The 24175-nt window shown below is 73.0% G+C and carries 23 protein-coding genes; 11 read left to right on the top strand and 12 right to left on the bottom strand.

Annotated features, from left to right (window positions below):
* On the top strand, positions 1-1635 hold the full coding sequence (locus tag AB0A74_RS20660) for an alkaline phosphatase D family protein (RefSeq protein ID WP_358251569.1): 1635 nt from the start codon (positions 1-3) through the stop codon (positions 1633-1635).
* Positions 1636-2262: 627 nt separating this feature from the next.
* Here AB0A74_RS20660 and AB0A74_RS20655 read toward each other — a convergent pair.
* Positions 2263-3024: a maleylpyruvate isomerase family mycothiol-dependent enzyme gene (locus tag AB0A74_RS20655; RefSeq protein WP_358251567.1), complete on the bottom strand. Its 762-nt coding sequence runs from the start codon at positions 3022-3024 to the stop codon at positions 2263-2265.
* The gene (locus AB0A74_RS20650) at positions 3021-3443 is read right to left on the bottom strand and encodes an SAV_6107 family HEPN domain-containing protein (RefSeq protein WP_358251565.1); all 423 of its coding nucleotides are present in this window, start codon (positions 3441-3443) and stop codon (positions 3021-3023) included. Before AB0A74_RS20650 ends, AB0A74_RS20655 begins: the two co-directional genes overlap by 4 nt.
* 181 nt (positions 3444-3624) lie before the next feature.
* Between AB0A74_RS20650 and AB0A74_RS20645 the strand changes: the two genes are divergently transcribed.
* Together AB0A74_RS20645 and AB0A74_RS20640 are read left to right on the top strand one after the other, a co-directional pair.
* Positions 3625-4125 (top strand): YbaK/EbsC family protein, encoded by a 501-nt coding sequence (locus AB0A74_RS20645; RefSeq protein WP_358251563.1) that lies wholly within the window; start codon positions 3625-3627, stop codon positions 4123-4125.
* Complete coding sequence (locus AB0A74_RS20640; RefSeq protein WP_121221863.1) at positions 4122-4682, top strand: GNAT family N-acetyltransferase; 561 nt, start codon at positions 4122-4124, stop codon at positions 4680-4682. Before AB0A74_RS20645 ends, AB0A74_RS20640 begins: the two co-directional genes overlap by 4 nt.
* Positions 4683-4697: 15 nt before the next feature.
* On the opposite strand, the gene AB0A74_RS20635 is transcribed toward AB0A74_RS20640, so the two are convergent.
* Both AB0A74_RS20635 and AB0A74_RS20630 read right to left on the bottom strand, forming a co-directional pair.
* Entirely contained in the window at positions 4698-5321 is a 624-nt protein-coding gene (locus tag AB0A74_RS20635; protein ID WP_358251561.1) for a CHAP domain-containing protein, read from the bottom strand.
* A 96-nt stretch (positions 5322-5417) separates the two neighbouring features.
* The gene (locus AB0A74_RS20630; protein WP_358251560.1) at positions 5418-7097 is read right to left on the bottom strand and encodes a DUF885 domain-containing protein; all 1680 of its coding nucleotides are present in this window, start codon (positions 7095-7097) and stop codon (positions 5418-5420) included.
* Between the two features lie 104 nt (positions 7098-7201).
* Between AB0A74_RS20630 and AB0A74_RS20625 the strand changes: the two genes are divergently transcribed.
* Positions 7202-7852 (top strand): DUF3153 domain-containing protein, encoded by a 651-nt coding sequence (locus AB0A74_RS20625; RefSeq protein ID WP_358251558.1) that lies wholly within the window; start codon positions 7202-7204, stop codon positions 7850-7852.
* A 4-nt stretch (positions 7853-7856) separates the two neighbouring features.
* Here AB0A74_RS20625 and AB0A74_RS20620 read toward each other — a convergent pair whose 3' ends face one another.
* From AB0A74_RS20620 to AB0A74_RS20610, 3 genes are read right to left on the bottom strand one after another with little or no spacing between them, the layout of a single operon-like run.
* Positions 7857-8915 (bottom strand): CU044_5270 family protein, encoded by a 1059-nt coding sequence (locus tag AB0A74_RS20620; RefSeq protein WP_358251557.1) that lies wholly within the window; start codon positions 8913-8915, stop codon positions 7857-7859.
* A complete protein-coding gene (locus AB0A74_RS20615) occupies positions 8908-9537 on the bottom strand; it encodes a sigma-70 family RNA polymerase sigma factor (RefSeq protein ID WP_358251556.1) in 630 nt (209 codons plus the stop codon). The genes AB0A74_RS20620 and AB0A74_RS20615 overlap by 8 nt, the downstream gene beginning before the upstream one ends.
* Before the next feature lie 53 nt (positions 9538-9590).
* Positions 9591-10475: a methylenetetrahydrofolate reductase gene (locus AB0A74_RS20610; RefSeq protein ID WP_358251554.1), complete on the bottom strand. Its 885-nt coding sequence runs from the start codon at positions 10473-10475 to the stop codon at positions 9591-9593.
* 105 nt (positions 10476-10580) lie between these two features.
* Between AB0A74_RS20610 and AB0A74_RS20605 the strand changes: the two genes are divergently transcribed.
* A complete protein-coding gene (locus tag AB0A74_RS20605) occupies positions 10581-11651 on the top strand; it encodes a polyprenyl synthetase family protein (RefSeq protein WP_358251552.1) in 1071 nt (356 codons plus the stop codon).
* Position 11652: 1 nt separating this feature from the next.
* A complete protein-coding gene (gene crtI / locus AB0A74_RS20600; protein WP_358251550.1) occupies positions 11653-13146 on the top strand; it encodes a phytoene desaturase family protein in 1494 nt (497 codons plus the stop codon).
* On the opposite strand, the gene AB0A74_RS20595 is transcribed toward crtI, so the two are convergent.
* Positions 13079-13804: an ABC transporter permease gene (locus AB0A74_RS20595; RefSeq protein WP_358251548.1), complete on the bottom strand. Its 726-nt coding sequence runs from the start codon at positions 13802-13804 to the stop codon at positions 13079-13081. The two genes, crtI and AB0A74_RS20595, sit on opposite strands and share 68 nt — an antisense overlap.
* Entirely contained in the window at positions 13801-14517 is a 717-nt protein-coding gene (locus tag AB0A74_RS20590) for an ABC transporter ATP-binding protein (RefSeq protein WP_358251546.1), read from the bottom strand. The genes AB0A74_RS20595 and AB0A74_RS20590 overlap by 4 nt, the downstream gene beginning before the upstream one ends.
* 55 nt (positions 14518-14572) lie before the next feature.
* On the opposite strand from AB0A74_RS20590, the gene AB0A74_RS20585 reads away from it, so the two are divergent.
* The 3 genes from AB0A74_RS20585 to AB0A74_RS20575 all read left to right on the top strand — a co-directional run bounded on the left by AB0A74_RS20585 (position 14573) and on the right by AB0A74_RS20575 (position 17578).
* Positions 14573-14935, top strand: coding sequence for a hypothetical protein (locus AB0A74_RS20585; RefSeq protein WP_358251544.1), 363 nt, complete (start codon positions 14573-14575; stop codon positions 14933-14935).
* Positions 14936-15197: 262 nt separating this feature from the next.
* The gene (gene mptB, locus AB0A74_RS20580; RefSeq protein ID WP_358251543.1) at positions 15198-16661 is read left to right on the top strand and encodes a polyprenol phosphomannose-dependent alpha 1,6 mannosyltransferase MptB; all 1464 of its coding nucleotides are present in this window, start codon (positions 15198-15200) and stop codon (positions 16659-16661) included.
* Entirely contained in the window at positions 16658-17578 is a 921-nt protein-coding gene (locus AB0A74_RS20575; RefSeq protein ID WP_358251541.1) for a phytoene/squalene synthase family protein, read from the top strand. The genes mptB and AB0A74_RS20575 overlap by 4 nt, the downstream gene beginning before the upstream one ends.
* A 3-nt stretch (positions 17579-17581) precedes the next feature.
* Here the strand turns inward: AB0A74_RS20575 and AB0A74_RS20570 are convergent, their stop codons facing one another.
* Positions 17582-17947: an Rv2175c family DNA-binding protein gene (locus tag AB0A74_RS20570; RefSeq protein WP_309112905.1), complete on the bottom strand. Its 366-nt coding sequence runs from the start codon at positions 17945-17947 to the stop codon at positions 17582-17584.
* A 185-nt stretch (positions 17948-18132) separates the two neighbouring features.
* On the opposite strand from AB0A74_RS20570, the gene AB0A74_RS20565 reads away from it, so the two are divergent.
* Positions 18133-20274, top strand: a complete 2142-nt coding sequence (locus tag AB0A74_RS20565; protein ID WP_358251539.1) for a PASTA domain-containing protein — start codon at positions 18133-18135, stop codon at positions 20272-20274.
* Between the two features lie 309 nt (positions 20275-20583).
* On the opposite strand, the gene AB0A74_RS20560 is transcribed toward AB0A74_RS20565, so the two are convergent.
* Positions 20584-21972, bottom strand: coding sequence for a class II 3-deoxy-7-phosphoheptulonate synthase (locus AB0A74_RS20560; RefSeq protein ID WP_343936136.1), 1389 nt, complete (start codon positions 21970-21972; stop codon positions 20584-20586).
* 64 nt (positions 21973-22036) lie between these two features.
* Between AB0A74_RS20560 and AB0A74_RS20555 the strand changes: the two genes are divergently transcribed.
* Positions 22037-23053, top strand: coding sequence for a DUF2891 domain-containing protein (locus AB0A74_RS20555; protein WP_358251537.1), 1017 nt, complete (start codon positions 22037-22039; stop codon positions 23051-23053).
* An 86-nt stretch (positions 23054-23139) separates the two neighbouring features.
* Here the strand turns inward: AB0A74_RS20555 and AB0A74_RS20550 are convergent, their stop codons facing one another.
* Complete coding sequence (locus tag AB0A74_RS20550; RefSeq protein ID WP_358251535.1) at positions 23140-24165, bottom strand: 6-phosphofructokinase; 1026 nt, start codon at positions 24163-24165, stop codon at positions 23140-23142.
* Between the last annotated feature and the right edge of the window lie 10 nt (positions 24166-24175).

Raw genomic sequence — 24175 nt, 5'->3', positions numbered from 1 at the left:
ATGGCGGAACTGGTGCTCGGTCCGGTGCTGCGGCACGTCGACGCGACGTCGGCCACCGTGTGGGTGGAGACCGACGCAGCGTGCGAGGTCGAGGTCGCGGGTCACCGCGCCCCGACCTTCCAGGTGGGTGAACAGCACTTCGCGCTGGTCGTCCTGGACGGGCTGGCGCCCGACACGACGACGTTCTACACGGTGCGGTTGGACGGCCACGAGGTGTGGCCGCCGCCGGACTACTCCTTCCCCGCGCCACGCATCCGGACCCGCGGCGTCCGCCGCATGGTGTTCGGGTCGTGCCGGGCCGCGAAGGGCCACCACGGTCCGGGGCACGACAAGCTGGGCCCGGACGCGTTGGACGCGTTCGGCACGCAGCTCAAGGACCGGCCGGAGGAGGAGTGGCCGGACGCGTTGCTGCTGCTCGGCGACCAGGTGTACGCGGACGAGCCGACGCCGAAGGTCAAGCGGTGGCTGGCCGAGCGGCGGCCGGAGCCCGAGGGCGAGGTGGTGTCGTTCCGGGAGTACGCCGAGCTGTACCACGAGTCGTGGGCGGACCCGGAGATCCGGTGGCTGATGTCCGTGCTGCCGACGTCGATGATCTTCGACGACCACGACATCCGCGACGACTGGAACACCTCGCGGGTGTGGCGCGCGCAGATGGCGGAGTACCCGTGGTGGGAGCAGCGCATCCGGGCGGGGCTCGCGTCGTACTGGGTGTACCAGCACCTGGGCAACCTGGGGTTGGACGAGCTGGCGCGCGACGAGCTGTGGGCGAAGGTGCGCACCGCCGGCGGGGACGTGCAGGAGCTGCTGGAGGACTTCGCCGAGCAGGCCGACCGCGAGGCCGACGGCCGCAAGCCGACGCGCTGGAGCTACCGCCGCGACTTCGGCCGGGTGCGGTTGCTGGTGATCGACACGCGGGCGGGCCGCATCCTCGACGGTCCCGAGCGGCTGATGGTGGGTGACGAGGAGTTCGACTGGATCGAGCGCAACGCCGAGGGCGACTACGACCACCTGCTGATCGGCTCGTCCCTGCCGTGGCTGATGCCGCACGCGTTGAGCCACTTCCAGTCGTTGAACGAGAAGGCGGCGGCGAGACCCGGGTGGCGCGGCCGGGTCGGCGAGAAGGTCCGCCAGGTGGGCGACTTGGAGCACTGGCCCGCGTTCCGCGCGTCGTTCGAGCGGTTGGCGCGGCTGATCCACCGCATCGGCAGCGGCACGGAGTCGCCGGGCACGATCTGCGTCCTGTCCGGCGACGTGCACCACAGCTACGCGGCGCGCGCGGAGTTCCCGCAGCCGACCCGCTCGGAAGTCCTGCAACTGGTGTGCTCACCGGTCCACAACGACCCCCCGTGGTTCTTCCGCCCGATCTTCGCCCTGTCCTGGTCCAAACCGCTGGCCCGCTTCCTCCGCCGGCGGGCGGACCGCGCGGGCGTCTCCGCGGACCCGGTGAGCTGGCGCAAGATCAGCGGCCCGCACTTCGGCAACTCGGTGGCCATCCTGGACGTCTCCACCCGAACCGCCCGCTACCACCTGCAAACCGCCGGCCCCACCGGCCTGACCACGACCGCCAACCTCTCCTTCCCGAACCACCCCGGCGACTCCCCCCACCCCCCGGCCCACGACCACACCCAGGACTAGACCGCGGCCGACGACGCCGAACGCACCCCGGGCGACCCCGGCCGCAGGTGAGCACGCGAGACAGCCGCGCGGGCGGACGCGCGGCGGGCAGGCGGGGTGAAGCGGGCAGGGCGGACGAACACGCGAGCGGGCAGGGCGGGCGAACGCGCGAGCCGGCAGGGCGGGTCCCGGGCAAGGGGAGCGCGCGAGGGCCGGAGTGCGAGGGCCCGGGCGGTGAGTGCGAGGGCGCGAGGGCGGGTTGGGTCGGCCGGCGCGAGTCGCGAGCGACCTCGGCGCGCGCCGCCGCAGACCCGCCCGCCGCCGCCGACGCAGACCTCGCCCGCCGCCGCCGACGACGACGCAGACCTCGCCCGCTGCCGCCGCCTCCCGACTCCCCGCCGACGACGCCCTCCCGGACCGCCGGACCGCCGGACCGACCCGTCCGCCGGGCCGACCCGTCCGCCGGACCGACCCGTCCTCCGCGCCGATGCGTCCTCCGCGCCGCCCCTCCTCCAATTCACGGGACGCGGGAGTGCCGAGTTGGTTCCCGATCCTGCATGTCACTCGATCGTGGGATTCGCACGCCGACCCCCGACCGCACCATCATCGCAGCTCACAGCCTCGGCGACGCCTGTCACACGTTGGTGGTCACTTGGTCGCCAACCGCAGCAGCGCCCACAGCTGGGCGATCGCGTCGTGGTCGCCCACCGGCTCCACCTCGCGGTCCGGGATGCGGCCCCACAGCCAGCGGTACACGGCCATCGCGCTGCCCGTCACCTCCGCGTCCGCCGACTCCGCCTCCTCCGGTGCGGCGCGCCACGCCCGGGAAGGGTTCGGGCCCGTCCTGGTGAGCCACACCCGGCCGCCCACGCGGATCGCCACCGTCGAGTCCCGCGTCCCGCGCACGCCCAGCACGTCCAGGCGGTGGCCCAGCCAGAGCGTGAGCACCTCGTCCACACCGTCCTCCGCCACGTCGTCGGGCACCGGGGTGACCTCCAGGCCCGCCGCCGCCTGCACGTCCATCCGGTGCACGGTCACGTCGTGCGCCACGCGCCTCGCCCAAAAACCGCACGTGCGGTCCTCCGGCCACCACGTCTCGCACGGGTCGTCGGGCCCGCGCGCGGACAGCGCCTCGACCAACGGGCCCGCCGCGTCGCGGGCGTAGTCCGGCAGGGACTGGCCCGGCAGCGGGTCCTGTTGCCAGGTCACCGGTTGCAGGCCGTCGCGGACCCACTGCGTGGCCATCCGGCACAGGCTGCCGACGTGCCGGACCGTCTCACCGAGGTTCAGCCCCGGGCACGCGGGGACCTGGCGTTCCGGGCGCCGGCCCTCGGCCGACTCGGCCAGCAGCTCCACCTCGGCGGCCAAGACCTCGATCAACCGGGCGTAGTCGAGAAGTCCCCTGGTCACAGCCCGTCCTCGTCGATGTGCGTGATCGATTCGACCAGCGCCGCGAACTGGCCCGCCTGGCGCACCAGGTCGTCGGCGCTGCGCGGGTTCACCTGGCGGGTGATGCCCGCCAGGACGGCGGCCCGCGCCGGGGAGCAGGACGCGAAGTACGTCGCCCACTCGGCCAGCTCCGGCGCGAGCCCGGGCAGCAGCACCCACACGCTGGTCGGCTTGGCGCGCCCCCGGTGCGGCCGGCCGCGCAGGGCCAGCACGGCCGCCGCGCAGCGCAGCGCGCCCAGGTAGGCCGCGGCGAAGCGGTCGGCGGGCTCGGTGGCGTGTTCGGCTTCGCGCAGGCACTCCCGGGCCTGCGCGAGGAGGCTGACGGCGGACGCCGGGGGCAGCGGGAGCGGGATGGAGGGGAAGTCGGTCGCGGTTGTCATGTGCGGCCTCCTCGCGGCGTCGGGACATCGACGACCGCCGCGGGGAGACGGCGGCACTTGGTGGTGGGGCGCTTCCCCCGCCCCACCACCAAGGCATAGCTCGAACACATGTTCGAGCGGGGTCAGCGTAACCCGGAAACCCGCTACTCCTCAACCCGCCCACACGTGGTCTCATGAACAGGTGAGCGCACTTGACCACCCCGGTATCCGAAAGGTGGCGGCGGCCCTGGCCGAGGCGGGCCACCACGAGGCCGCCGACGGCATCGTCGTCCTCGCCGACGCCGTCCGCACCGCCGCCGCGGCGGCCGAGGCCGTGGGGGTGCCGGTCGGGGCCATCGCGAACAGCCTGGTGTTCGCCGCGGTCCGGGACGGCGTCCCGAGCCCGCTGCTGGTCCTGACCTCGGGCGCGCACCGCGCGGACACCGACCTGCTGGCCGGGCTCGCCGGCGCCGAGAAGATCGAGCGGGCCAAGCCGGACTTCGTGCGCGAGCACACCGGTCAGGTGATCGGCGGCGTCTCCCCGCTGGGCCACCCCGCCCCGATCCGGACCTTCGTGGACGTGGACCTGGAGCGGTACGACGTCGTGTGGGCCGCCGCCGGGCACCCGCACGCCGTCTTCCCCACCACCTACGCGGGCCTGGTCGAGCTGACCGGCGGCACACCGGCGCGGGTGGCCCGATGACCGCCGCGCCCTCCCAGCGCCTGGTCGAGGTCTCCGCGCGCGAGCTGAACTCCCGGCTGGGCGAGGCCCTGGCGCTCTACGTCAGCGCGATGAACTACCCGCCGGGCACCGCCGAGCAGCGCGCCCCGATGTGGCTCGCGCACATGCTGCGCGACGGCTGGCGGTGCGTGGTGGCGCTGGGCGAGCAGGACGAGCTGATCGGCATCGGCTACGGCTACCGCGGCGCGGTCGGCCAGTGGTGGCACGAGCAGGTGCGGCACGGCCTGACCGCCGTGGCCGGGCCGCGCGCGGTCGAGGAGTGGATGCACGACTACTTCGAGCTGACCGAGCTGCACGTGCTGCCGCGCGCGCAGAGCCGGGGCATCGGCGAGGGCCTGCTGCGCAGCCTGCTGGGCGGCGTGACGACCTCGCGCGTGCTGCTGTCCACGCCCGAGGGCCCGAGCAAGGCGTGGCGGCTGTACCGGCGGCTGGGGTTCGTGGACGTGCTGCGGCACTACCAGTTCACCGGCGACCCGCGCCCGTTCGCGGTGCTGGGCCGGACGCTGCCCCTCGACTAAGGACGTGCCGCTCGACTAGAACGGCGAGACGAACCCGCTGACCTTCAGCCCCGCGCCGTTGGCCAGGTCGCTGATCTTGCGCCACTTGGTGTAGACGACGCGGTCGCTGACGTTGCCCTCGACGGTCCGGATGTGCGTGGCGTGCCGCCCGGTCCGGTCGTAGGCGACCTCGACCACGACGCCGACGTGCGCGAACATCGACGGGTACTCGCCGTAGACGATCACGTCGCCCATCTCGGCCTCGCCGGAGGACAACGGCCGCCACTTGCCGTTCTGCCGGCCCCACTTCTGCCAGTACGTCGCCCAGTGGCCCTGGTCCACGCCGGGCGCGCCGGGCGCGGGCGCCATCGCCGGCTTGTCCTTCACGCCGGCCTTGGTCCACACCCAGTTGACGAAGATGCCGCACCACTCGACGGGACGCCGGATCGCCGGGTCGATCGCCTGGTACTTCAGCGGGTAGCCGTTGGGACCGTCCTCGCGCGCCCCGATCTGGCTGAACGCGTAGTCCACGATCTCCTGCCGGACCCGCCACTGCGCCGGGTCCACGACCTCGTCCTGCGCCAGCGCGGGCGCCGCGCCGAACAGCAACGCGCCCACCGCGGCGAACCCGGCAGCGGACCGCGCGACTCGTCTCGACATGGCGTCCCCCTGGAAAGTCGGTGCCCCAGCATATGCAACAGGCGCCCCGGTGACACCGCCGTAAAGGCGGTCACCGGGGCACCTTTCATCAACGGTTCACAGCTCGGCCAGGCGCTCCCGCAGCGTGTCCAGCCCCATCGCGCCCATCTCCAGGGCGTCCTTGTGGAACTTCTTGAGGTCGAACGCGTCGCCGTGCCGGCCGCGGGCCTCGTCGCGGGCCGCCAGCCACAGCCGCTCGCCGATCTTGTACGACGGGGCCTGGCCCGGCCAGCCCAGGTAGCGGTCGATCTCGTCGCGCACGTGGTGCGGGTCGGTGATGGTGCGGGTGAGCATGAACTCCAGGCCCAGCTCCGGAGTCCACCGCTCGCCCTCGTGGAAGCCGGTGCCCTTCGGGATCTCCAGCTCCAGGTGCATGCCGATGTCGATGATCACGCGGGCGGCGCGGAACAGGTGCGCGTCCAGCATGCCGAGCAGGTCGCCGTCGTCCTCCAGGTAGCCCAGCTCGCGCATCAGGCGCTCCGCGTAGAGGGCCCAGCCCTCGCCGTGGCCGGACACCCAGCACAGGAGGCGCTGGAAGCTGTTCAGCTTCTCCGCCTGGTAGACGGCGGTGGCGACCTGGAGGTGGTGGCCCGGGACGCCCTCGTGGTAGACGGTCGTGACCTCGCGCCACGTGGAGAACTCGGTCTTGTCCGCGGGCACCGACCACCACATGCGGCCGGGACGGGAGAAGTCCGGGGTCGGGCCGGTGTAGTACGCGCCCACGCCGCCGCCGGGCGGCGCGATGCGGCACTCCAGCTTCATCAGCTCGTCGGGCAGCTCGAAGTGCACGTCGCGGACGTCGAGCAGCGCCTTGTCCGACAGCTGCTGCATCCACTGCTGCAGGCCGTCCTGGCCGTGCACGAGGTAGCGCGGGTTGGCGTCCAGCGCGGCGGCGGCCTCGGCCAGCGTGGCGCCGGCCTTGATCCGGTTGGCCACCTGCTTCATCTCGGTCTCGATGCGGGTGAACTCCTCCCAGCCCCACTGGTAGGCCTCGGCGAGGTCCAGGCGGGCGCCGGTGAAGTAGCGCGACCACAGGCGGTAGGTGTCCTCGCCGACGGCGTCCTTCTTCGGGGCCTTCGGGGCGAGGTCGGAGCGCAGGAACTCGGCGAAGTCGGCGTAGGCCTCGGCGGCGGCCTTCGCGCCCGCCTCCAGGTCGGTGCGCAGGGACGCGTCCACCTCGGCGTTCGCGATGAGGTTCGCGAAGTAGGACCTGCCGTTGGCGCGGCCCGAGTACGTGTCGCACTGCTCGGCGACCCGGGTGACCTGGCGCAGCGCCGAGACCTGGCCGCGGTCGGCGGCGCCGGCGAGGCCCGCGCGCAGGTTCGCGATCGCCTCGGGCATGGCCGCGAGCCGCTTGGCGACGGTGGCCCACTGGTCGGCGTTCTCGGTCGGCATCAGGTCGAAGACCTCGCGCAGGCTCTGCACGGGACCCGCGATGACGTTGAGCTCGCCCTCCCACAGGCCGGCCTCGTGGATCTCCACGTCCAGGCCGACGCGCTCCAGGAACACGGCCTTGGCGTCGGCCTCCGACTTGTCGGCGGGCTCGGCGGCGGTGATGTCCGCGAGCGCGCGCCGCGCGAGTTCCTTGCGGGCCGCGTGCCCGTCCGGCGAGTAGTCGGTCAGCTCGTGGTCGTGGCCGGGAGTCCCGATGAACGTCGCCGTCAGCGGGTCCGCCGCGGCGTAGTCGACCACGAACTGGTTGCTGATGCCGTGCACGCCGGCCGGAGAGGTTGCCATGAGCCGCACGTTACCTGCGCGTCGCGTCACCCCGACAGGTAATTAGCCGTCCGAACGACCGGTCTCGGGCGGTCAACTTTTGACCCGGCCGGCAGGATGGCCGGGTGTCCAGGGCCACAGCGCTGCTCGTGCCGGTGTTGCTCCTCGCGGTGTTCTCGCTGACGGGGTGCGTCCGGCTGCACGCCGCGATGGCGCTGTCGCAGGACGACCGCGTCTCCGGCGAGATCGTCGCCGCGACCCCGCCCACCCGCGACAACGACCCGGGCCCCCAGCTGCGGGTCCCGAACGAGCTGGCCAGCCGGGTCACCACCAAGCCGTACGCGGCCGACAACTACACCGGCACCCAGCTGTTCTTCAGCGGCCTGACCTTCGACGAGGTGCGCGCCCTGGCGGCGGCCACCAGCGCGTCGTCCAGCCGGTACCAGCTGAACTTCCGCCGGTCGGGCGACCTGGTGACCATGAACGGGTCGGTGGACCTGACCCAGGTGCCGCCGGAGCGCGCGGACATCCAGGTCAAGATCAGCTTCCCCGGTGACGTCGTGGAGACCAACGGCCGGGAGGAGGAGTCGTCCACGATCGCCTGGTCGCCCAAGCCGGGGCAGGCCTCCATGCTCCAGGCGACCGTGCGGTACGCGGGCGAGAACTCGCCGTCCTACTTCGGGTGGACGATGCTGCTGGCCGGCCTGACCGGCGGTGCGGCCCTGATCGTGGTCGTGCTGGCGATCGTGGCGCACCGCCGCAGCCAGGTGGCGTGAGCCGTCAGCCGGTCGAGCCGATGTGGTCGACCACCGTCGTGGTGATGGCCGAGTAGGCGGTCACGGTGCCCTTGGGGACGCCGGCGAACACCGAGTCGGAGACCTTGCGCTCGCCGATCACCTGGCCGGTGGCCGGGTCGAGGACGATCTCCTGGCGCTCCCCGTCCTCCGTGACGCCCAGTGCCACCCCCGTGCGGCCGTCGAGGTCGGCGGCGTCGTCGGTGACGTCCAGGCCCGGCAGGTGGGCCAGCGCGCGCAGCAGGTTCGCCCGGGTCGCGGCCGGCACCAGGCCGGTGCGCAGGGCGTCCGCCGCGTAGACCAGGACCTGCTTGCCGCCGCCGCTGTCCTCGCTCAGCCGACGGTAGAGCCGCTCGGGGTCGGTGGGCAGACCGGCCAGGAACTCCGGTTTCGGGAACTGCCAGCCGCCGCGCTCGGGGAGGTTCCCGGTGAACTCGCCGCCCTTGGCGCGCCGCTCCGGCCACGGCGACTCCTCGACCACGACGCCGGCGGCGCGGGCTTCGGCCTCGGTGCCCACGACCCACTCGCGGTTGCCGGTCTCGCGGCGGCGCTGGAGCCACTCGCCGGACGGGTCGGCGGGGATCCAGGTCTCGACGAGGTTCTCGTTGAGGAAGGAGAAGCTCCGGTTCTCCGAGCCGATCGTGCGCAGCCACCACGCGTGGGTGACGACGTAGCGGTACCGGCCGGGTGCGACCACCGGGTCCTGGGCGCGGGCGGCGAGGTCGGCGGCGCTGGTCAGCGCCGCTCGCGCCTGGGCGGTGGCGGTGTTGGCGGAGACCTGCGCCACCACGACCCCGGCGGTCAGCGTGAGGACCACGGCCGCCGCGGCCAACCACCGCCGCACTGGCCGCCGACCCGCACCCGCCGAGCGCGCACCCGTGCCCGCCCCCGGCTCGACCAGCGCCGGTCGTGGCCGGTCGAGCGCGCGTGCGGCCGTCACCACGGTCTCCCGCACCCCCGCGAGCCCGCGCTGGTCGGTCTCGACCTCCCGGTACAGCGCGTCGAGCGCCCGGTCGAGTTCGTCGTCGGTCCACACCTCACGCATCACCGTCCTCCATCCCCTCGCTCGCGACCGGATCGTGTGACCGCAACCACCGGCGGACCCGGTGCAGCCGGGAGTGGACGGTGCCCACCGGGATGCCCAGCGCCTGGGCCACCTCGCTCGCGCCGAGCCCGCCCCACGACGTGAGCAGCAGCACGTCCCGGTCGCCCGGCTCCAGCGCGGCCAGCGCGCCGGCCAGCCGGCGGACCCGTTGCCGCGCGGTCAGGCGCTCGGCCGTGCGCGTCTCGGGCGACTCCTGCTCCCGGTCCGCCCCGACCAGCCGCGCCCGCGCCCGCCAGCCCCGGACCTCCTGCCGCACGTGCCGCCGCAGCAGGTTGCTCGCGATGCCGAACAGCCACGGGCGTGCGCCGGCGCGGGCCGGGTCGTAGGTGTGCCGCCGCTGCAACGCGACCAGGAAGGTCTCCGAGACCAGGTCGTCGGCGGCCTGGGCGCCGACCCGGCGGGCCAGGTAGGCGTGCAGCGACCCGGCGTGCTCGTCGAAGAGCAGGCCGAACGCCGACGCCGGGTCGGGGCCGGCCGGGTCCGGGGCGGTCGGGTCCGGGCCGGTCGGGGTGGGGAGGGGTGGCGGGTGCGGGTCGGGCGCTTGCGCGGTCGGTCTCGTCACGCCTCTACTTGCCCGCAGCCCGCCCGACCCTTCACGACCGTGCCGGGAACGCCTCAGGCGCGCGCCGGCACCAGGCCCAGTCGCCCGACCACCTCGCGCGTCGCCTTCGAGCGGTTGAACGTGTAGAAGTGCAGCGCCGGCACGCCTTCCGCGAGCAGCCGCTCACCCATCTCCGTCACCAGGTCCACGCCGGCCTTGCGGAACGCCACCGGGTCGTCGGCCAGGTGCTCCAGGCGGGCCGCCACCGACGCCGGCAGGGGCGCGCCGGACAGCTCCACCGACTTCGCCAGCGTGCGCGGCGTGGTCAGCGGCATCAGGCCCGGGATCAGCGGCGTGTCGCAGCCCACCGCCGCGAGCCGGTCGCGCAGCCGCAGGAAGTCGTCGGCCTCCAGGAACAGCTGCGCGATCGCGAAGTCCGCGCCCGCCCGCAGCTTCCGCACCAGGTACTTGGTGTCGGTGTCGAGGTCCGCCGACCTGGGGTGCCCGTACGGGAACGCCGAGACGCCCACGCAGAAGTCGCCCAGCTCACGGCACAGCCGGACCAGCTCCTCGGCGTAGGTCAGGCCCTCGGGGTGGCGGACCCACTCGCCGTTGGGGTCGCCCTTGGGGTCGCCCCGCACGGCCAGGATGTTGCGCACGCCCACGGCCGCGTACCAGCCGATGACGTTGCGCAGCTCGGCCACGGAGTGGTCCACGGCGGTGAGGTGCGCCATGGTCACCAGGGTCGTCTCCTGGACCACCCGGCCGGTCGTGCGGATCGTCCGGTCGCGGGTGGAGCCGCCCGCGCCGTAGGTGATGGACACGAACGCCGGGTCCAGCGCCTCCAGCTCGCGGATCGCCTTCCACAGCACGCGCTCGTCATCGTTGTCCCGGGGCGGGAAGAACTCCACGGAGAACACGGGGCGGCCCGTGGTGATGCGTTCGACGACCGACGTCATGCCCCCAAGCCTAGAGGTAGGTCCGATCAGTGGGAGAACCCTTTCACTGAGTGGAACGAGCCCCCCGGTGGGAGCCGCTCCGGCGCGAGAGGTGACGATAGACGGGTGCCGCCCCACCCGTTGGACCTGGAACTGCCCAAGCACGTCGACGCAGCCCTCGCAGGCTATCTGGCCGACCGCAAGGCCCAGGGCGCGCGCACCGAGGAGAACTTCGGGGGCGTGGTCGACGCGCTGGCGGACTTCGTGCTCGGCGGCGGCAAGCGGGTTCGGCCCACCTTCGCGTGGTGGGGCTGGCGGGCGGCGGGCGGCGACCCGGACTCCCCCGCGGCCGAGGCCGTGCTCACGGCGGTCAGCTCGCTGGAGTTGATCCAGGCCTGCGCCCTGATCCACGACGACCTGATGGACGCCTCCGAGACCCGGCGCGGCATGCCGACCGTGCACGTCCGGTTCGCCCGCCGGCACCGCGAGCGGGGCTGGCTCGGCGCGCCCGAACGCTTCGGGCTCGCCGCTTCGGTGTTGATCGGCGACATCGCGCTGGCGTGGGCGGACGACATGCTCTTCGCCGCCGGCCTGCCCACCGACGCGCTCCAGCGGTTGAGCATCCCGTGGCGGGACATGCGCACCGAGATGCTCGCCGGGCAGTACCTCGACGTGCTCACCCAGGCGCGCGGCGACGCCTCGCCGGACGCCGCGCTGCGCATCGACCGGCTCAAGACCGCCGCCTACACCGTCGAACGGCCGCTGCACATGGGCGCGGCGATCGGCGGCGGCAGCCCCGAATTGGTGGACGGCCTGCGCAGCTTCGGCACCGACATCGGCGTGGCGTTCCAGCTGCGCGACGACCTGCTGGGCGTGTTCGGCGACCCGGCGGTGACCGGCAAGCCCGCCGGGGACGACCTGCGCGAGGGCAAGCGGACGCTGCTGGTGGCGCTGGGCATGGAGTTCGGCGCGGACGTGCTGCACGACGCCCTGGGCAAGCCCGACCTGGACGTGGCCACCGTGGACGTCGTGCGCGCCAAGCTGGTCGAGGTCGGCGCGGTGGACGCCGTGGAGGAGCGGATCGCCGAGCTCACCGGGTCCGCCCTGACCGCCCTGGACCGCGCGCCGATCGTCGAACCGGCCGCCCGCGAGCGGCTCGCCCAGCTCGCCGTCAGCGCGACGAAGCGGACCTCGTGACATGAGGACGGTCACCGGCCGCACCGACCACGTCGTCGTGGTGGGCGCGGGCCTGGCCGGCCTCTCGGCCGCCCTGCACCTGCTCGGCGCGGGCCGGCGGGTCACCGTGGTCGAGCGGGACGCGGTGCCCGGCGGCCGGGCCGGGCGGCTGGACCTCGACGGCTTCCGCTTCGACACCGGCCCGACCGTGCTGACCATGCCCGAGCTGGTCGAGGAGGCGCTGGCCGCGGTCGGCGAGTCCCTGGCCGACCGGCTCGACCTGCTCCCCGTGGACCCCGCCTACCGGGCGCGCTTCGCCGACGGCTCGGTGCTGGACGTGCACGCCGACGCCGAGGCGATGGAGGCCGAGGTGCGGCGGTTCGCCGGGCCCGCGCAGGCGCGGGGCTACCGGGCGCTGCGGGCGTGGCTGACCGAGCTGTACCGGGTGGAGCGCGACGCGTTCATCGGCGCGAACTTCGACTCCCCGCTGGACCTGCTCACCCCGCGCCTGGCGAGGCTCGCCGCACTGCGCGGGTTCGCCCGCCTCGGCCCGCAGGTCGCGCGGTTCCTGACCGACGAACGGCTCCAGCGCATCTTCTCGTTCCAGGCGCTTTACGCGGGCGTGCCGCCGCGCAAGGCGCTCGGCGCGTACGGCGTCATCGCGTACATGGACACCATCGCGGGCGTCTACTACCCGCGCGGCGGCATGCGCGCCCTGCCGGACGCGTTGGCCGCCGCCGCCCAGGACGCCGGCGCGGACCTGCGCTACCGCACCAAAGTGGCGTGGCTGGAACGCATCGGCCGTCGCGTCACCGCCGTCCGCACGGCACAGGGCGAGCGCATCCCGTGCGACGCCGTCGTCCTCACGCCGGACCTGCCGATGTCCTACCGCCTCCTCGGCCACCGCCCGCGCCGGCCGGTGCCGATCACGTGGGCGCCCTCGGCGGTCGTGCTGCACGCGGGCGTGGACCGCACGTGGCCCGAGCTGGCGCACCACACGCTGCTGTTCGGCCGGGCCTGGGACCGGACCTTCGACGAGCTGACCCGCCGGGGCAGCCTGATGACCGACCCGTCGTTGCTGGTCACCGCGCCGCCGGGTGGAGGGATGTTCGTCCTGGCGCCCGCGCCGAACCTGCGGCTGGGCCCGATCGACTGGGAGCGCGTCGGCCCCGCCTACCGCGACGAACTCGTGCTGACCCTGGAGCAGCGCGGCCTGACCGGGTTCGGCGACGCCATCAAGGTGGAGCGGCTGGTCACCCCGCGCGACTGGGCCGCGATGGGCCTGGCCGCCGGCACGCCGTTCTCCGCCGCGCACACGTTCGCCCAGACCGGCCCGTTCCGGCCGCGCAACCTCGTGCTGGACAACGCCGTCCTGGCCGGGTGCGGCACGACGCCGGGCGTGGGCGTGCCGCCGGTGCTGATCTCCGGGAAGCTCGCCGCCCAGCGGATCACGGGGTCCGTCGGCGCAGGGTCGCGGCGCCGAGCAGCAAGGCCGCGAGCGCACAGCCCGCGATGACCAGGAGGTTGCGCACCAGCGTCCCGTCCACCTCCGAGGACCGGGTGACCTGGGTCAGCGCGTCGACGGCGTAGGACAGCGGCAGGGCGTCGGAGATCCAGTTCAGCGCGGTCGCCATCTCGTCGCGCGGCACGAACAGCCCGCAGAGCAGCACCTGCGGCATCACGATCGCGGGCATGAACTGCACCGCCTGGAACTCCGTCCGGGCGAACGCGCTCGCGAACAGCCCCAGCGCCATGCCCAACAACGCGTCCAGCACCGCGATGAGCACCAGCAACGCCACCGAGCCCTCGATCTCCAGGCCCAGCCAGGTCAACGAGACCGTCGCCGCCACCGCCACCTGCACGACCGCCACCAGCCCGAACGCCAGGGCGTAGCCGAGCAGCAGGTCCAGCTTGCCGATCGGCAGGGTCATCAGCCGTTCGAGCGTGGCGGTGAGGCGTTCGCGCAGCGTGGTGATCGACGTGACGATGAACATGATCGCGAACGGGAAGACGCCCAGCAGCGCCGGCGCGGCCCGGCTGAACGCCTGCTCCGAGTCGAACACGTACCGCAGCAGCACGAGCAGCACCGAGGGCATGAAGACCATCAGCGCGACGGTCCGGTGGTCGTGCCGCAACTGGGTCAGGATGCGGCGGGTGGTGGCCAGGGTGTTCATGCCGTCCCCCGCACCAGCGCCAGGAACGCCTGCTCCAGGTCCGGCGTGCCGGTCCGCTCGCGCAACGCTCGCGGGGTGTCGTCGGCCAGCAGGTCGCCGTCGCGCATGAGCAGCAGCCGGTCGCAGCGGGCGGCCTCGTCCATGACGTGGCTGGACACCAGCAGGGCGGCGCCGCGGTCGGCCAGGTCGTGGAAGAGGGTCCACAGCTCCTCGCGCAGCACCGGGTCCAGGCCCACGGTCGGCTCGTCCAGCACGACCAGCTCGGGCCGGCCCAGCAACGCGACGGCGAGACTCGCCCGACCGCGCTCACCACCCGAGAGTGTGGCGACGAGTTGGTCGGCCTGCCCCTTGAGGCCCACTTCGTCGACCACGCGGTCCACGTCGGTGGCGGGCGCTTTGAGGATGGACGCGAAGTAGCGCAGGTTCTCGCGCACGGTCTGGTCCGCGTAGACCGACGGGCTCTGCGTGGAGTAGCCGATCCGGTCCCTCAGCGCGGCGCTGCCCGCCGGGTGCCCGAGGACGGTCACCGAACCACCGGCCACGTCCTGCACGCCGACCACAGCCCGCAGGACGGTCGTCTTGCCGCACCCGCTCGGCCCCAGAAGCCCGGTGACCGTGCCGGCCGGCACCTCGAAGGCCACCCCGCGGACGACTTCCCGCCCGCCCCGCACCACCCGCAAGCCGTCGACGCTGACGGCCACCGAATTGGCCATGCGTTGAATTGTCACCCCGGCGGGGTACGTTGGGAAGCCCGATCGGAGGTTGACCTTGGAACCGTGGTGGCCGCCGCAACAGGTGCCCGGCCGGGACCTGACCCCCACGACCAACATGGTGATCGCCATCATCACCAGCCGGTACACGTCCAACTCGATCAATGAGCGCACCGGCGTGTTCCTCGCGGAGAACCAGCGCTTCAACGTCTGGTTCCAGCTCAACAAGGCGAAGCTGTCCGAAGAGCGCGTGGACGAGTTGGGAGGGGCATCGGAGCGGCTCCTACGACGGCTCTGGACCGCGTGGACGGGGTACGTGGCCACGTGGACGTCCGGGCGGCGGCCGGAGGCGGACGACTACCGGGTGCTGATAACGGCGTTCGACGAGGTGGCCGAGGGGTACCGGGCGTTGCGCGCGTGAAGCGCCCGTGCGGCCACGGACACCAATCACCGAGTTGACCATGCGTTGAATTGCTACTCCGCGACCGCCCCGGGGAACCCCACTTACTCCAAGTGGTCACTCGCTCGTGTGACCCAGCCATGCGAAGATCCCCCAGGCTGTTACGTCCGTGTCACGCGTGTCCGCCATTGCGTGCCGACGCGCTCTCGCGTTGTGCAACGATGTTGCCGCGATGGCCGCGACCCCGTCCCTCCCCAGATCGAGCGCCGCACCTGTCGAGCCGGTGCGGTCCGGTGCTACCCAGGCGCCGGATCCCGGTGGCATACCCATCCGGACCATCCTGCTCGGCGTCGCCGGCGTCATGCTGGTCGCGCTGGGCGGCACGGGCGCGGGCGCCATCCTCAAGCGCGACCCCCTGCTCACCGACACCTCGCTGAGCTGGATCCGCTACGGGCACGGGCACGACCTGGCCACCGCCGTCCTCTACCTCGGCCTCGGCATGGTCATCTGGGCGTGGGTCCGGCTGGGCCGCATGGTCCGCAACCGGCACGTGGGCAGCCAGGCCGTGCTCACCGCCGTGGTCGCCTGGACGCTTCCCCTGCTCTTCGCGCCGCCGCTGTTCAGCAAGGACATCTACAGCTACCTCGCCCAGGGCCAGATCGCCCTCAACGGCCTCGACCCCTACAAGGTCGGCCCGGCGGTCCTGCAGAGCCCGCTGTCGGACAACGTGAGCTGGGTGTGGCAGAACACGCCCGCCCCCTACGGCCCGTTGTTCCTGATGCTCGCCATGGGCGTCGTGGGCGTCACCAACGCGTCCGTCATCGGCGGCGTCGTCCTGATGCGCCTGGTGCTCGCCATCGGCCTCGGGATGCTCGTGTGGGCGCTGCCGGGTCTCGCGCGGCACCTGGGCGGGCGGCCTGCCGTCGCGCTGTGGCTGGCCGCCGCGAACCCGTTGATGCTGGTCCACCTCATCGGCGGCGCGCACAACGACCTGCTGATGGTCGGCCTGCTCGCGGCGGGCTGCCTGTTCGTCCTGGACCGCAAGCACGTGCTGGGCATCGCCGTGGTGACCCTGGCGTTCGCGGTCAAGGCCACCGCCGTGGTCGCGCTGCCGTTCCTGGTGCTGGTGTGGGCGCGGCGGCTGGACGGCACCCGCGCCGCCCGGCTGGGCAAGGCCATCGCGGGCGGCCTGGTGACGTTCACGGTGGTCTTCGCCGGCACCACGCTGGTGTCCGGGCTGGACCTGGGCTGGATCCCGGCGCTGAGCTCGTCGTCCACCATCGTCAACTGGCTGTCGCTGCCCAGCGCGGTCGGTGACTTCGCGCACACGGTGGTCAGCGCGTTCGTGCGGGTCGAGCCGGGCTGGTTCATGACCATCGCGCGCGGCCTCGGGTCGCTCCTGCTCGCCTACATCGCGTGGCGGCAGTGGCGGGTGGCCGAGGACGGCGGTCCCGAGGCGGTGCGCCGCGCGGCGATCACGATGCTCGCCGTGGCCCTGCTCTCCCCCGCCACGCTGCCCTGGTACTTCAGCTGGGCGCTGGTGCTGGGCGCGGGCCTGGCGTGGACCACGAGGAACCTCCAGAAGGTGACGTTCTTCTCGGTCTTCCTGCTCCTGGTGACCTTCCCCAACGGCGACACGGCCCTGTACTCGTGGGGCTACCTCGTGCTGACCGTGGCGGTGTCCGCGCTGGCGTGCGTGACCCTGGTCAAGCCCGACCCGCTGAAGCTGTCCAGCAGGTACACGTGAGCGACCTGCAGGCCGCCTACGCCCGCTGTCGAGCCCTGAACGCCCGCCACGGCCGCACGTTCTACCTGGCCACCCGGTTGCTGCCGCCGGCGCAGCGGCCCGCCGTGCACGCCCTGTACGGCTTCGCGCGGCTGGCCGACGAGATCGTGGACAGCGGCGCCGCGACCGACCCCGCCGCCGACCTGGACGCCCTCGAACGCCTGCTCACCGACGAGCTGGCGGGCCGCCGCACCGGCCACCCGGTGCTCACCGCGCTGGCCGACACCGCCCGCCGCCACCGCATCGACCCGGTGCTGTTCACCGACTTCCTGGCGTCCATGCGGATGGACCTGCACGTCACCGAGTACGCGTCGTTCGCCGAGCTGGACAAGTACGTCCACGGTTCGGCGGCGGTCATCGGCCTGCAACTGCTGCCGGTCTTCGGGACCGTCGCCCCGCGCGCCCACGCCGAGCCGGCCGCCGCCGCCCTGGGCCGGGCGTTCCAGCTCACCAACTTCCTGCGCGACATCGGCGAGGACCTCGACCGCGGCCGGATCTACCTGCCGATGGACGTGCTGAGCGCCCACGACGTGGACCGGGACCTGCTCGCCTGGTCGCGCCGCACGGGACGCCCCGACCAGCGCGTCCGCCGGGCCGTGCGGCACGTCATGGCCGTGACGCTGGCCACCTACCGGGAGGCCGAGGGCGGGATCGACCTGCTCCAACCGCCCGCGCGGCCGTGCGTCCGAACGGCGCTGGTGCTCTACCGGGACATCCTGGAGGAGATCGCGGCGGCCGGCTACGACGTGCTGGACAAGCGGGTCGTCGTGCCCCGCGCGAGACGGGCCGCGGTGGCGCTGCCGGGCCTGGTCACCGCCCTGGCCGCGCGAGCCGTGTCCGGGCGGCTCGCGTGGAACCGCCCGGACGAGAACCGTTGAGTGTCAGAAACCCATGGCCTGGGCGCGGCGCTTGACCTCGCGGCCGCGGTCGCCGCGCAACGCCTCGATGGGCGTGCCCGGCAGGGTGTCGTCTTCGGTGAACAGCCAACGCAGGATCTCATCGGTCGAGTAACCGGAGTCGCGCAGCACCGTGATGGTGCCGGGCAGCCCCTTCACCACGCCTCCGGCGGCGAGGAATGCGGCGGGGACGACGAGGACACCGTTGCGGCGCTCGGCGAGCAACTGGCCGTCGCGCAGCAACTGGTGGACACGGTTGATCGGCAAGCCGAGACGCTCGGCGACCTGCGGGAGGTCGAGCACCTCCAGGTCGGGAGCCAGCACATCCGCAGCGGCAGGAATCGCACTCACAGGCGCCACCATGCCACAACGCGAGGAGCAACGCCCTGCGCCAACCGGGTGGTCGCGGTACACCCGCGGGTCGCCTCCCGGACACCCCCTGTTTCGTGCGACTTTGACACGGATCCCACACGCGGGTCGGGATGCTCGCAGCGCACGGCATCGGTCGGTTCCACCCCACCGTACGATCCACGGCTGTGGAAAGGTCGGCGACGAACGTGATCGGCGGGCTGCTAGAGCAGCGCTACCGAGTGGGCGCCCTGGTGGCACGCGGAGGCATGTCCACCGTGTACCGGGGTGTCGACACGCGCCTGGAACGGCCGGTGGCGATCAAGGTCATGGACCCCCAGTTCTCCTCCGACCCGCAGTTCGTGGCGCGGTTCGAGCGCGAGGCGAGGGCGGCGGCCGGGCTGCACCACCCCGGTGTGGTGGCGGTGCACGACCAGGGCGTGGACGAGGACCGCGTGTACCTCGTGATGGAGCTGGTCGAGGGCGGCACGCTGCGCGACCTGCTCAACCAGCGCGGCAAGCTGGACGTCCCGCTGGCCCTCACGGTGCTGGAGCGCGTCCTCTCGCCCCTGGCGGCGGCCCACCGGGCCGACCTGGTGCACCGGGACGTGAAGCCGGAGAACGTCCTCATCGGGCGCGGCGGCGCGGTGAAGGTGGCGGACTTCGGCCTGGTCCGGGCCGTGTCCACGCCCGGCATCACCAGCGACAACACGACCATCCTCGGCACCGTCGCCTACCTGTCACCCGAACAGGTGGCCAACGGCTCGGCGGACGCCCGCAGCGACGTCTACGCGGCCGGCGTGCTGCTGTACGAGATGTTGACCGGCGCGCCGCCGTTCGTGGGCGAGAACGCCATCTCGGTGGCCTACCGCCACGTCAACGACGAGGTCCCGCCGGTGCCCGGGGTGCCCGCCGAGGTCGCGGAACTGGTCCGCCGGGCGACGCGCAAGGAGCCGTTCCTGCGGCCGGCCGACGCGGAGTCGTTCCTGTCGGAGGTCGAGACGGCGCGGGCCATGCTGGGCATCGCGGCGGTGGACGTGCCGACCGTGGCCGCGGCCCCGCCCGCGTTCCCGGGTGCGTCCGGTGCGCCGGGCTCGCCGGGCTCGCCGGGCTCGTCGGCGGAGGCCACGGCCATCGCCCCGCTCAACCCGGCCGCGGAACCGGCCACGGTCCGCGTGCAGCCCGTGGGTGTGGGCGCCACGACCGCCGTCGCGTTCGCCGAACCGACGGTCCCCGTGCGCCGGCCGGAGACGGCCGGCCCCCAGGGCACCATGGCGATGCCCCGCGGCCTGCCGGCCGACCCCGCCACCGGCACCCCGCCCGGCGGCAGTCCGCCCGTTCCCGGCCGTGTCGGTGCTCCTGGTGGCCCTGGCGGCCCCAAGCCGCGCCCCAAGCGCCCGCCGCGCAAGAAGACGCCCGAGCAGATCCAGGAGGAGATGCGGGCGCGCGGCAAGAAGCAGCTGATCACGTGGCTGAGCATCGTGGTCGTGGCCGCGATCGTCATCGGCCTGACGACGTGGTGGCTGTCCATCGGCAAGGTCGCCGCGGTGCCGGACGTGGTCGGCAAGGAGCAGGAGGTCGCCACCTCGATCATCGAGGACGCGGCCCTGAAGACCGCCGTCAGCACGGAGAACAGCAACGACGTGCCCAACGGCCAGGTCCTGCGCACCGAGCCGCCGGCCGGGACCGAACTGACCCGGGGCGACCTGGTGAAGGTCGTGGTGTCGCGCGGCAAGCCCGTCGTGCCGCAGGTGACGGCCGGGTCGGAGACGGCGGTGGCGGAGAAGGAGATCGCGTCCGCGGGCCTGAAGTCCCAGCTGAACCCGGCCGACGACGCCTTCAGCGACCGCGTGCCCAAGGGCAAGGTGGTGACGCTCAAGCCCGCGCCCGGCACGCCGGTGGAGATCGGCACGACGGTGACGATCGTGCTGAGCAAGGGCGTCGAGCCCAAACCCGTGCCGGACGTGAAGGGCAAGACGAAGGACGAGGCGTTCGCCGAGCTGTCGGCGGCGGGCTTCGAGCCGGTGGAGGGGCCGCAGGAGCCGTCCGGCGAGGTGGACGGCGGGCGGGTGGTGCGCACCAACCCGGCGGCCGGGACGACCCTGACCGGGGACAAGCGGGTGACCGTGATCATCGCGGCCGACCGGGGCGTGCTGGTGCCCAACGTCGAGGGCAAGAAGGTCAAGGAAGCGAAGGAAGAGCTGCAGAAGGCCGGCCTGGACGTGGAGGTCCAGTTCAACAACCGCGACCGGGCCACCGTGGTGAACCAGTCGATCCGGGGCGGCGAACGCGTGCCGAGGGGCACGAAGATCGTCCTGATCGCCGTCTGAGGCACGTCGAGCGCCGGGCGGCACATGGCTGCCCGGCGCTCGCTCGACTCGGCGGCGGCACTCGGCTCGGCGGCGCAAGCCCGGCGCGGCGAGCGGCCGGCTCAACTCGGCGGCGCTCAACTCGGCGGCGCTCGCTCGGCTCGGCGCTCGGCTCGGCGGCGGCGCTCGGCTCGGCGGCGCTCGGCTCGGCGGCGGCGGCGCTCGGCGCGGCAGCGCTCGGCAGGCGGTTGGCTCGGGTGGTCTGAACGCGGAACGCCCCGGCGGATCCTCCGAGGACCGGCCGGGGCGTCTCGGTCGAGCTTCAGCGCGTCAGCTGCGCAGCATCTCCGCCACCAGGAACGCCAGTTCCAGCGACTGCTGCGTGTTCAACCGCGGGTCGCAGGCGGTCTCGTAGCGGCCGGCCAGGTCGATGTCCGAGATCTCCTGCGCGCCGCCCAGGCACTCGGTCACGTCCTCGCCGGTCAGCTCGATGTGGATGCCGCCCGGGTGCGTGCCCAGCCGCCGGTGCACCTCGAAGAAGCCCTGCACCTCGTCCACGATCCGGTCGAAGTGCCGGGTCTTGTAGCCGGTGGAGGACTCGTGGGTGTTGCCGTGCATCGGGTCGCACTGCCAGATGACCTGGTGGCCCGACGCCGTGACCTTCTCCACGATCGCCGGCAGGACGTCGCGCACCTTGCCGTTGCCCATGCGGCTGATCAGCGTCAACCGGCCCGGCTGGTTGTACGGGTCCAGGCGCTCGACGTACTCGACCGCCATCTCCGGCGTGGTCGTCGGGCCGATCTTCAGGCCGATCGGGTTGGCCAGCAGCTCCGCGAACGCGATGTGCGCGCCGTCGAGCTGGCGGGTGCGCTCGCCGATCCACAGGAAGTGCGACGACAGGTCGTACAGCTTCGGCTGCTCACCGGTGGTGTCCATGCGCAGCAACGCCCGCTCGTAGTCGAGCAGGAGCGCCTCGTGGGAGGCGAAGATCTCCGTGGTGTGCAGCGACGAGTCGTCCACGCCGCACGCCGACATGAACCGCAGGCCCCGGTCGATCTCGGCGGCCAGCGCCTCGTACCGCTCGCCGGCGGGCGAGGTGCGCACGAAGTCCTTGTTCCACTCGTGCAGCCGGTGCAGGTCGGCCATGCCGGCGCTGGTCATCGCGCGGAGCAGGTTCATCGCCGCGCCCGCGTTGGCGTACGCGCGGATCATCCGCGACGGGTCCGGGATGCGCGCCTCGGGCGTGGTGACCAGCGAGTTCACGATGTCGCCGCGGTAGGACGGCAGGCCCAGCGCGTCGATGTTGGACGAGCGCGGCTTGGCGTACTGGCCCGCGATGCGGCCGATCTTCACCACCGGCAGGCTCGCGCCGTAGGTCAGCACGACGGCCATCTGGAGCAGGGTGCGGACGTTGGCGCGGATGTGCGGCTCGGTGTTGTCCGCGAACGTCTCCGCGCAGTCGCCACCCTGGAGCAGGAACGCCTCGCCGCGCGCGACCTCGGCCAGGTTGTCCCGCAGCCGGTCGATCTCGGCGGGCACGGTGATCGGCGGCACGCTTTCCAGCACCGCGCGCACCCGGCGCACCTGCTCGGCGTCCGGCCACTCGGGCTGCTGCGCCGCGGGGCGGCCCAGGGCGTCGTCCAGTCGCTTGCGAAGCTCGGGCGGAAGCGGCGGCAGCTCGGGAAGCGTGTCCACGGGCACGTCCACAGTCCAGTTCACGTGTTAAGGGTAGGCCGTCCACACTGAGAGACGGGGGCGGGTTGGCCTCGGCATGATGAGCGTCATGCCCGTCACCCCTGCGGATGACCACCTGGTGGACGACGACACGGCGGAGCGCCTCCTGTCGACCGCGACCGAGAACGTCCTGCGCGACCACCCCGTCCACTGGACGCACGTGATCGATTCGGACGCGGGCCTGGTCCCGCAGCGGGTCCTGCACCCGGTGTTCGCGGGGTCGTTCGACTGGCACTCGTGCGTGCACCAGACGTGGTTGGTGGTGCGCCTGCTGCGCCTGCGCCCCTCGCTCACCGGCGCCGACCAGGCCCGACACGCGCTGGACACCCTGATCACGCCCGAGGGCTGCCGGACCGAGGCGGACTTCTTCGCCGGGCCGATGGGCGGGTACTGGGAGCGGCCCTACGGGTGGGCGTGGCTGCTGGTGCTCGACGCCGAGCTGCGGACGTGGGGTGCGGCGCCGTGGAGCCTGGAGCCGCTGTCGCGGGTCATCCGCGACCGGTTCCTCGAATGGGTGTCCCACGCGCGGCTGCCCATCCGCGCCGGCACGCACGCCAACACCGCCTTCGCGACCGGTCTCGTGCTGGACGCCGCCCGCGCGGTCGGCGACACCGAACTGGCCCGGGCCTGCGAGGAGGCCGCGCTGCGCTGGCACCGCGAGGACCGCGGCTACGGCGGCTTCGAACCGGACGCGGCGGACTTCCTGTCCCCGGCGCTGACCGAGGCGGACCTGGTGCGCCGGGTCCTGCCCGACTTCCCGACGTGGTTCGAGGCGTTCCTGCCGGACCTGGAGGAGGCGCGCTGGAAGGTGCTGCGCGAACCGGTCCCCGTGGACAACCCGGGTGACCCGTACGGCTCGCACCTGGTCGGGCTCGCCCTGTCCCGGGCGTGGTGCTGGCGGGCCATCGGCGAGGCGCTGCCGGCCGGGCACCGGTACCGGGAGGCGGCGCTGACGTCGGCCGAGGAGCACCGCGAGGCGGGCCTGCGGTACGTCTTCGGCCACGGGTACTACGCCGAGCACTGGCTCGGCACGTTCGCGGCCTACCTGTCCCTCGGAGCGTTCTGACCCGTCCCCCGGAGCGTTCAGACCCGACGCGAAGGGGTTCCCGGACGGATCGGCGGTCCGTCCGGGAACCCCTTCGGAAGAACAGCTCAGCCGAAGAAGACCTCGGCCTCCGCGTACCGCTCCAGCGGCACCGTCTTCAGCTCCGCCGTCGCCTCGGACAGCTTCACCCGCACGATGTCCGTGCCCTTGAGCGCGACCATGACGCCGAAGTCGCCCTCGGCCACCGCGTCCACCGCGTGCAGGCCGAAGCGGGTGGCCAGGACCCGGTCGTAGGCGGTCGGGATGCCGCCGCGCTGGGTGTGGCCCAGGATGACCGCGCGTGACTCCTTGCCGGTCCGCTCGGCGATCTCCTCCGCCAGCCAGGTGCCGACGCCGCCCAGCCGGACGTGGCCGAACGCGTCCTTCTCACCGGAGTGCAGCACCTCGGCGCCGCCCTCGGGCACCGCGCCCTCGGCGACGACGATGATCGGGGCGTACTGGCGCTCGAACCGCCGCTCCACCCACTCGACGACCTTCTCGACGCTGAACTCCCGCTCCGGCACCAGGATCACGTTCGCGCCGCCCGCGAGGCCCGAGTGCAGCGCGATCCAGCCCGCGTGCCGGCCCATGACCTCCACGACCAGGGCCCGGTGGTGGGACTCGGCGGTCGTGCGGAGGCGGTCGATGGCCTCGGTGGCGATGTGCACCGCCGTGTCGAAGCCGAAGGTGTAGTCGGTCGCGCCGAGGTCGTTGTCGATGGTCTTCGGCACGCCCACGACGCCGATGCCGTCGTCGGTCAGCCGCTTGGCCACGCCCAGGGTGTCCTCGCCGCCGATCGCGATCAGCGCGTCGACGCCCTGGTCGGCGAGCACCTTGCGGATCTGGTCGACACCACCCTCGATCTTGTACGGGTTGGTGCGCGACGAACCCAGGATGGTGCCGCCCCGGGTCAGGATGTCCTCGACGTCAGCGAGCCCGATCGGCTTGGTCAGGCCCTCGACGGGACCCTGCCAGCCGTTGCGGAACCCCACGATCTCCCAGCCGTGGACCTCGATGCCCTTGCGGACGACCGCGCGGATGACCGCGTTCAGCCCGGGACAGTCACCACCGCCGGTGAGCACACCGATGCGCATTTGCTTACCA

The organism is Saccharothrix sp. NPDC042600, from assembly GCF_040647305.1.
Taxonomy (GTDB): domain Bacteria; phylum Actinomycetota; class Actinomycetes; order Mycobacteriales; family Pseudonocardiaceae; genus Actinosynnema; species Actinosynnema mutabilis.
This window is presented reverse-complemented; position numbering and strand designations above follow the sequence as displayed.

Bases quoted from the DNA above. Each gene is read 5' to 3' on its own strand.
- AB0A74_RS20550 (WP_358251535.1), bottom strand. From the start codon at position 24,165: ATGCGCATCGGTGTGCTCACCGGCGGTGGTGACTGTCCCGGGCTGAAC.
- AB0A74_RS20620 (WP_358251557.1), bottom strand. From the start codon at position 8,915: ATGCGTGAGGTGTGGACCGACGACGAACTCGACCGGGCGCTCGACGCG.
- AB0A74_RS20635 (WP_358251561.1), bottom strand. From the start codon at position 5,321: ATGTCGAGACGAGTCGCGCGGTCCGCTGCCGGGTTCGCCGCGGTGGGC.
- AB0A74_RS20590 (WP_358251546.1), bottom strand. From the start codon at position 14,517: ATGGCCAATTCGGTGGCCGTCAGCGTCGACGGCTTGCGGGTGGTGCGG.
- crtI (WP_358251550.1), top strand. From the start codon at position 11,653: ATGAGGACGGTCACCGGCCGCACCGACCACGTCGTCGTGGTGGGCGCG.
- AB0A74_RS20610 (WP_358251554.1), bottom strand. From the start codon at position 10,475: ATGACGTCGGTCGTCGAACGCATCACCACGGGCCGCCCCGTGTTCTCC.
- AB0A74_RS20630 (WP_358251560.1), bottom strand. From the start codon at position 7,097: ATGGCAACCTCTCCGGCCGGCGTGCACGGCATCAGCAACCAGTTCGTG.
- AB0A74_RS20595 (WP_358251548.1), bottom strand. From the start codon at position 13,804: ATGAACACCCTGGCCACCACCCGCCGCATCCTGACCCAGTTGCGGCAC.
- AB0A74_RS20650 (WP_358251565.1), bottom strand. From the start codon at position 3,443: ATGACAACCGCGACCGACTTCCCCTCCATCCCGCTCCCGCTGCCCCCG.
- AB0A74_RS20555 (WP_358251537.1), top strand. From the start codon at position 22,037: ATGCCCGTCACCCCTGCGGATGACCACCTGGTGGACGACGACACGGCG.
- AB0A74_RS20640 (WP_121221863.1), top strand. From the start codon at position 4,122: ATGACCGCCGCGCCCTCCCAGCGCCTGGTCGAGGTCTCCGCGCGCGAG.
- AB0A74_RS20660 (WP_358251569.1), top strand. From the start codon at position 1: ATGGCGGAACTGGTGCTCGGTCCGGTGCTGCGGCACGTCGACGCGACG.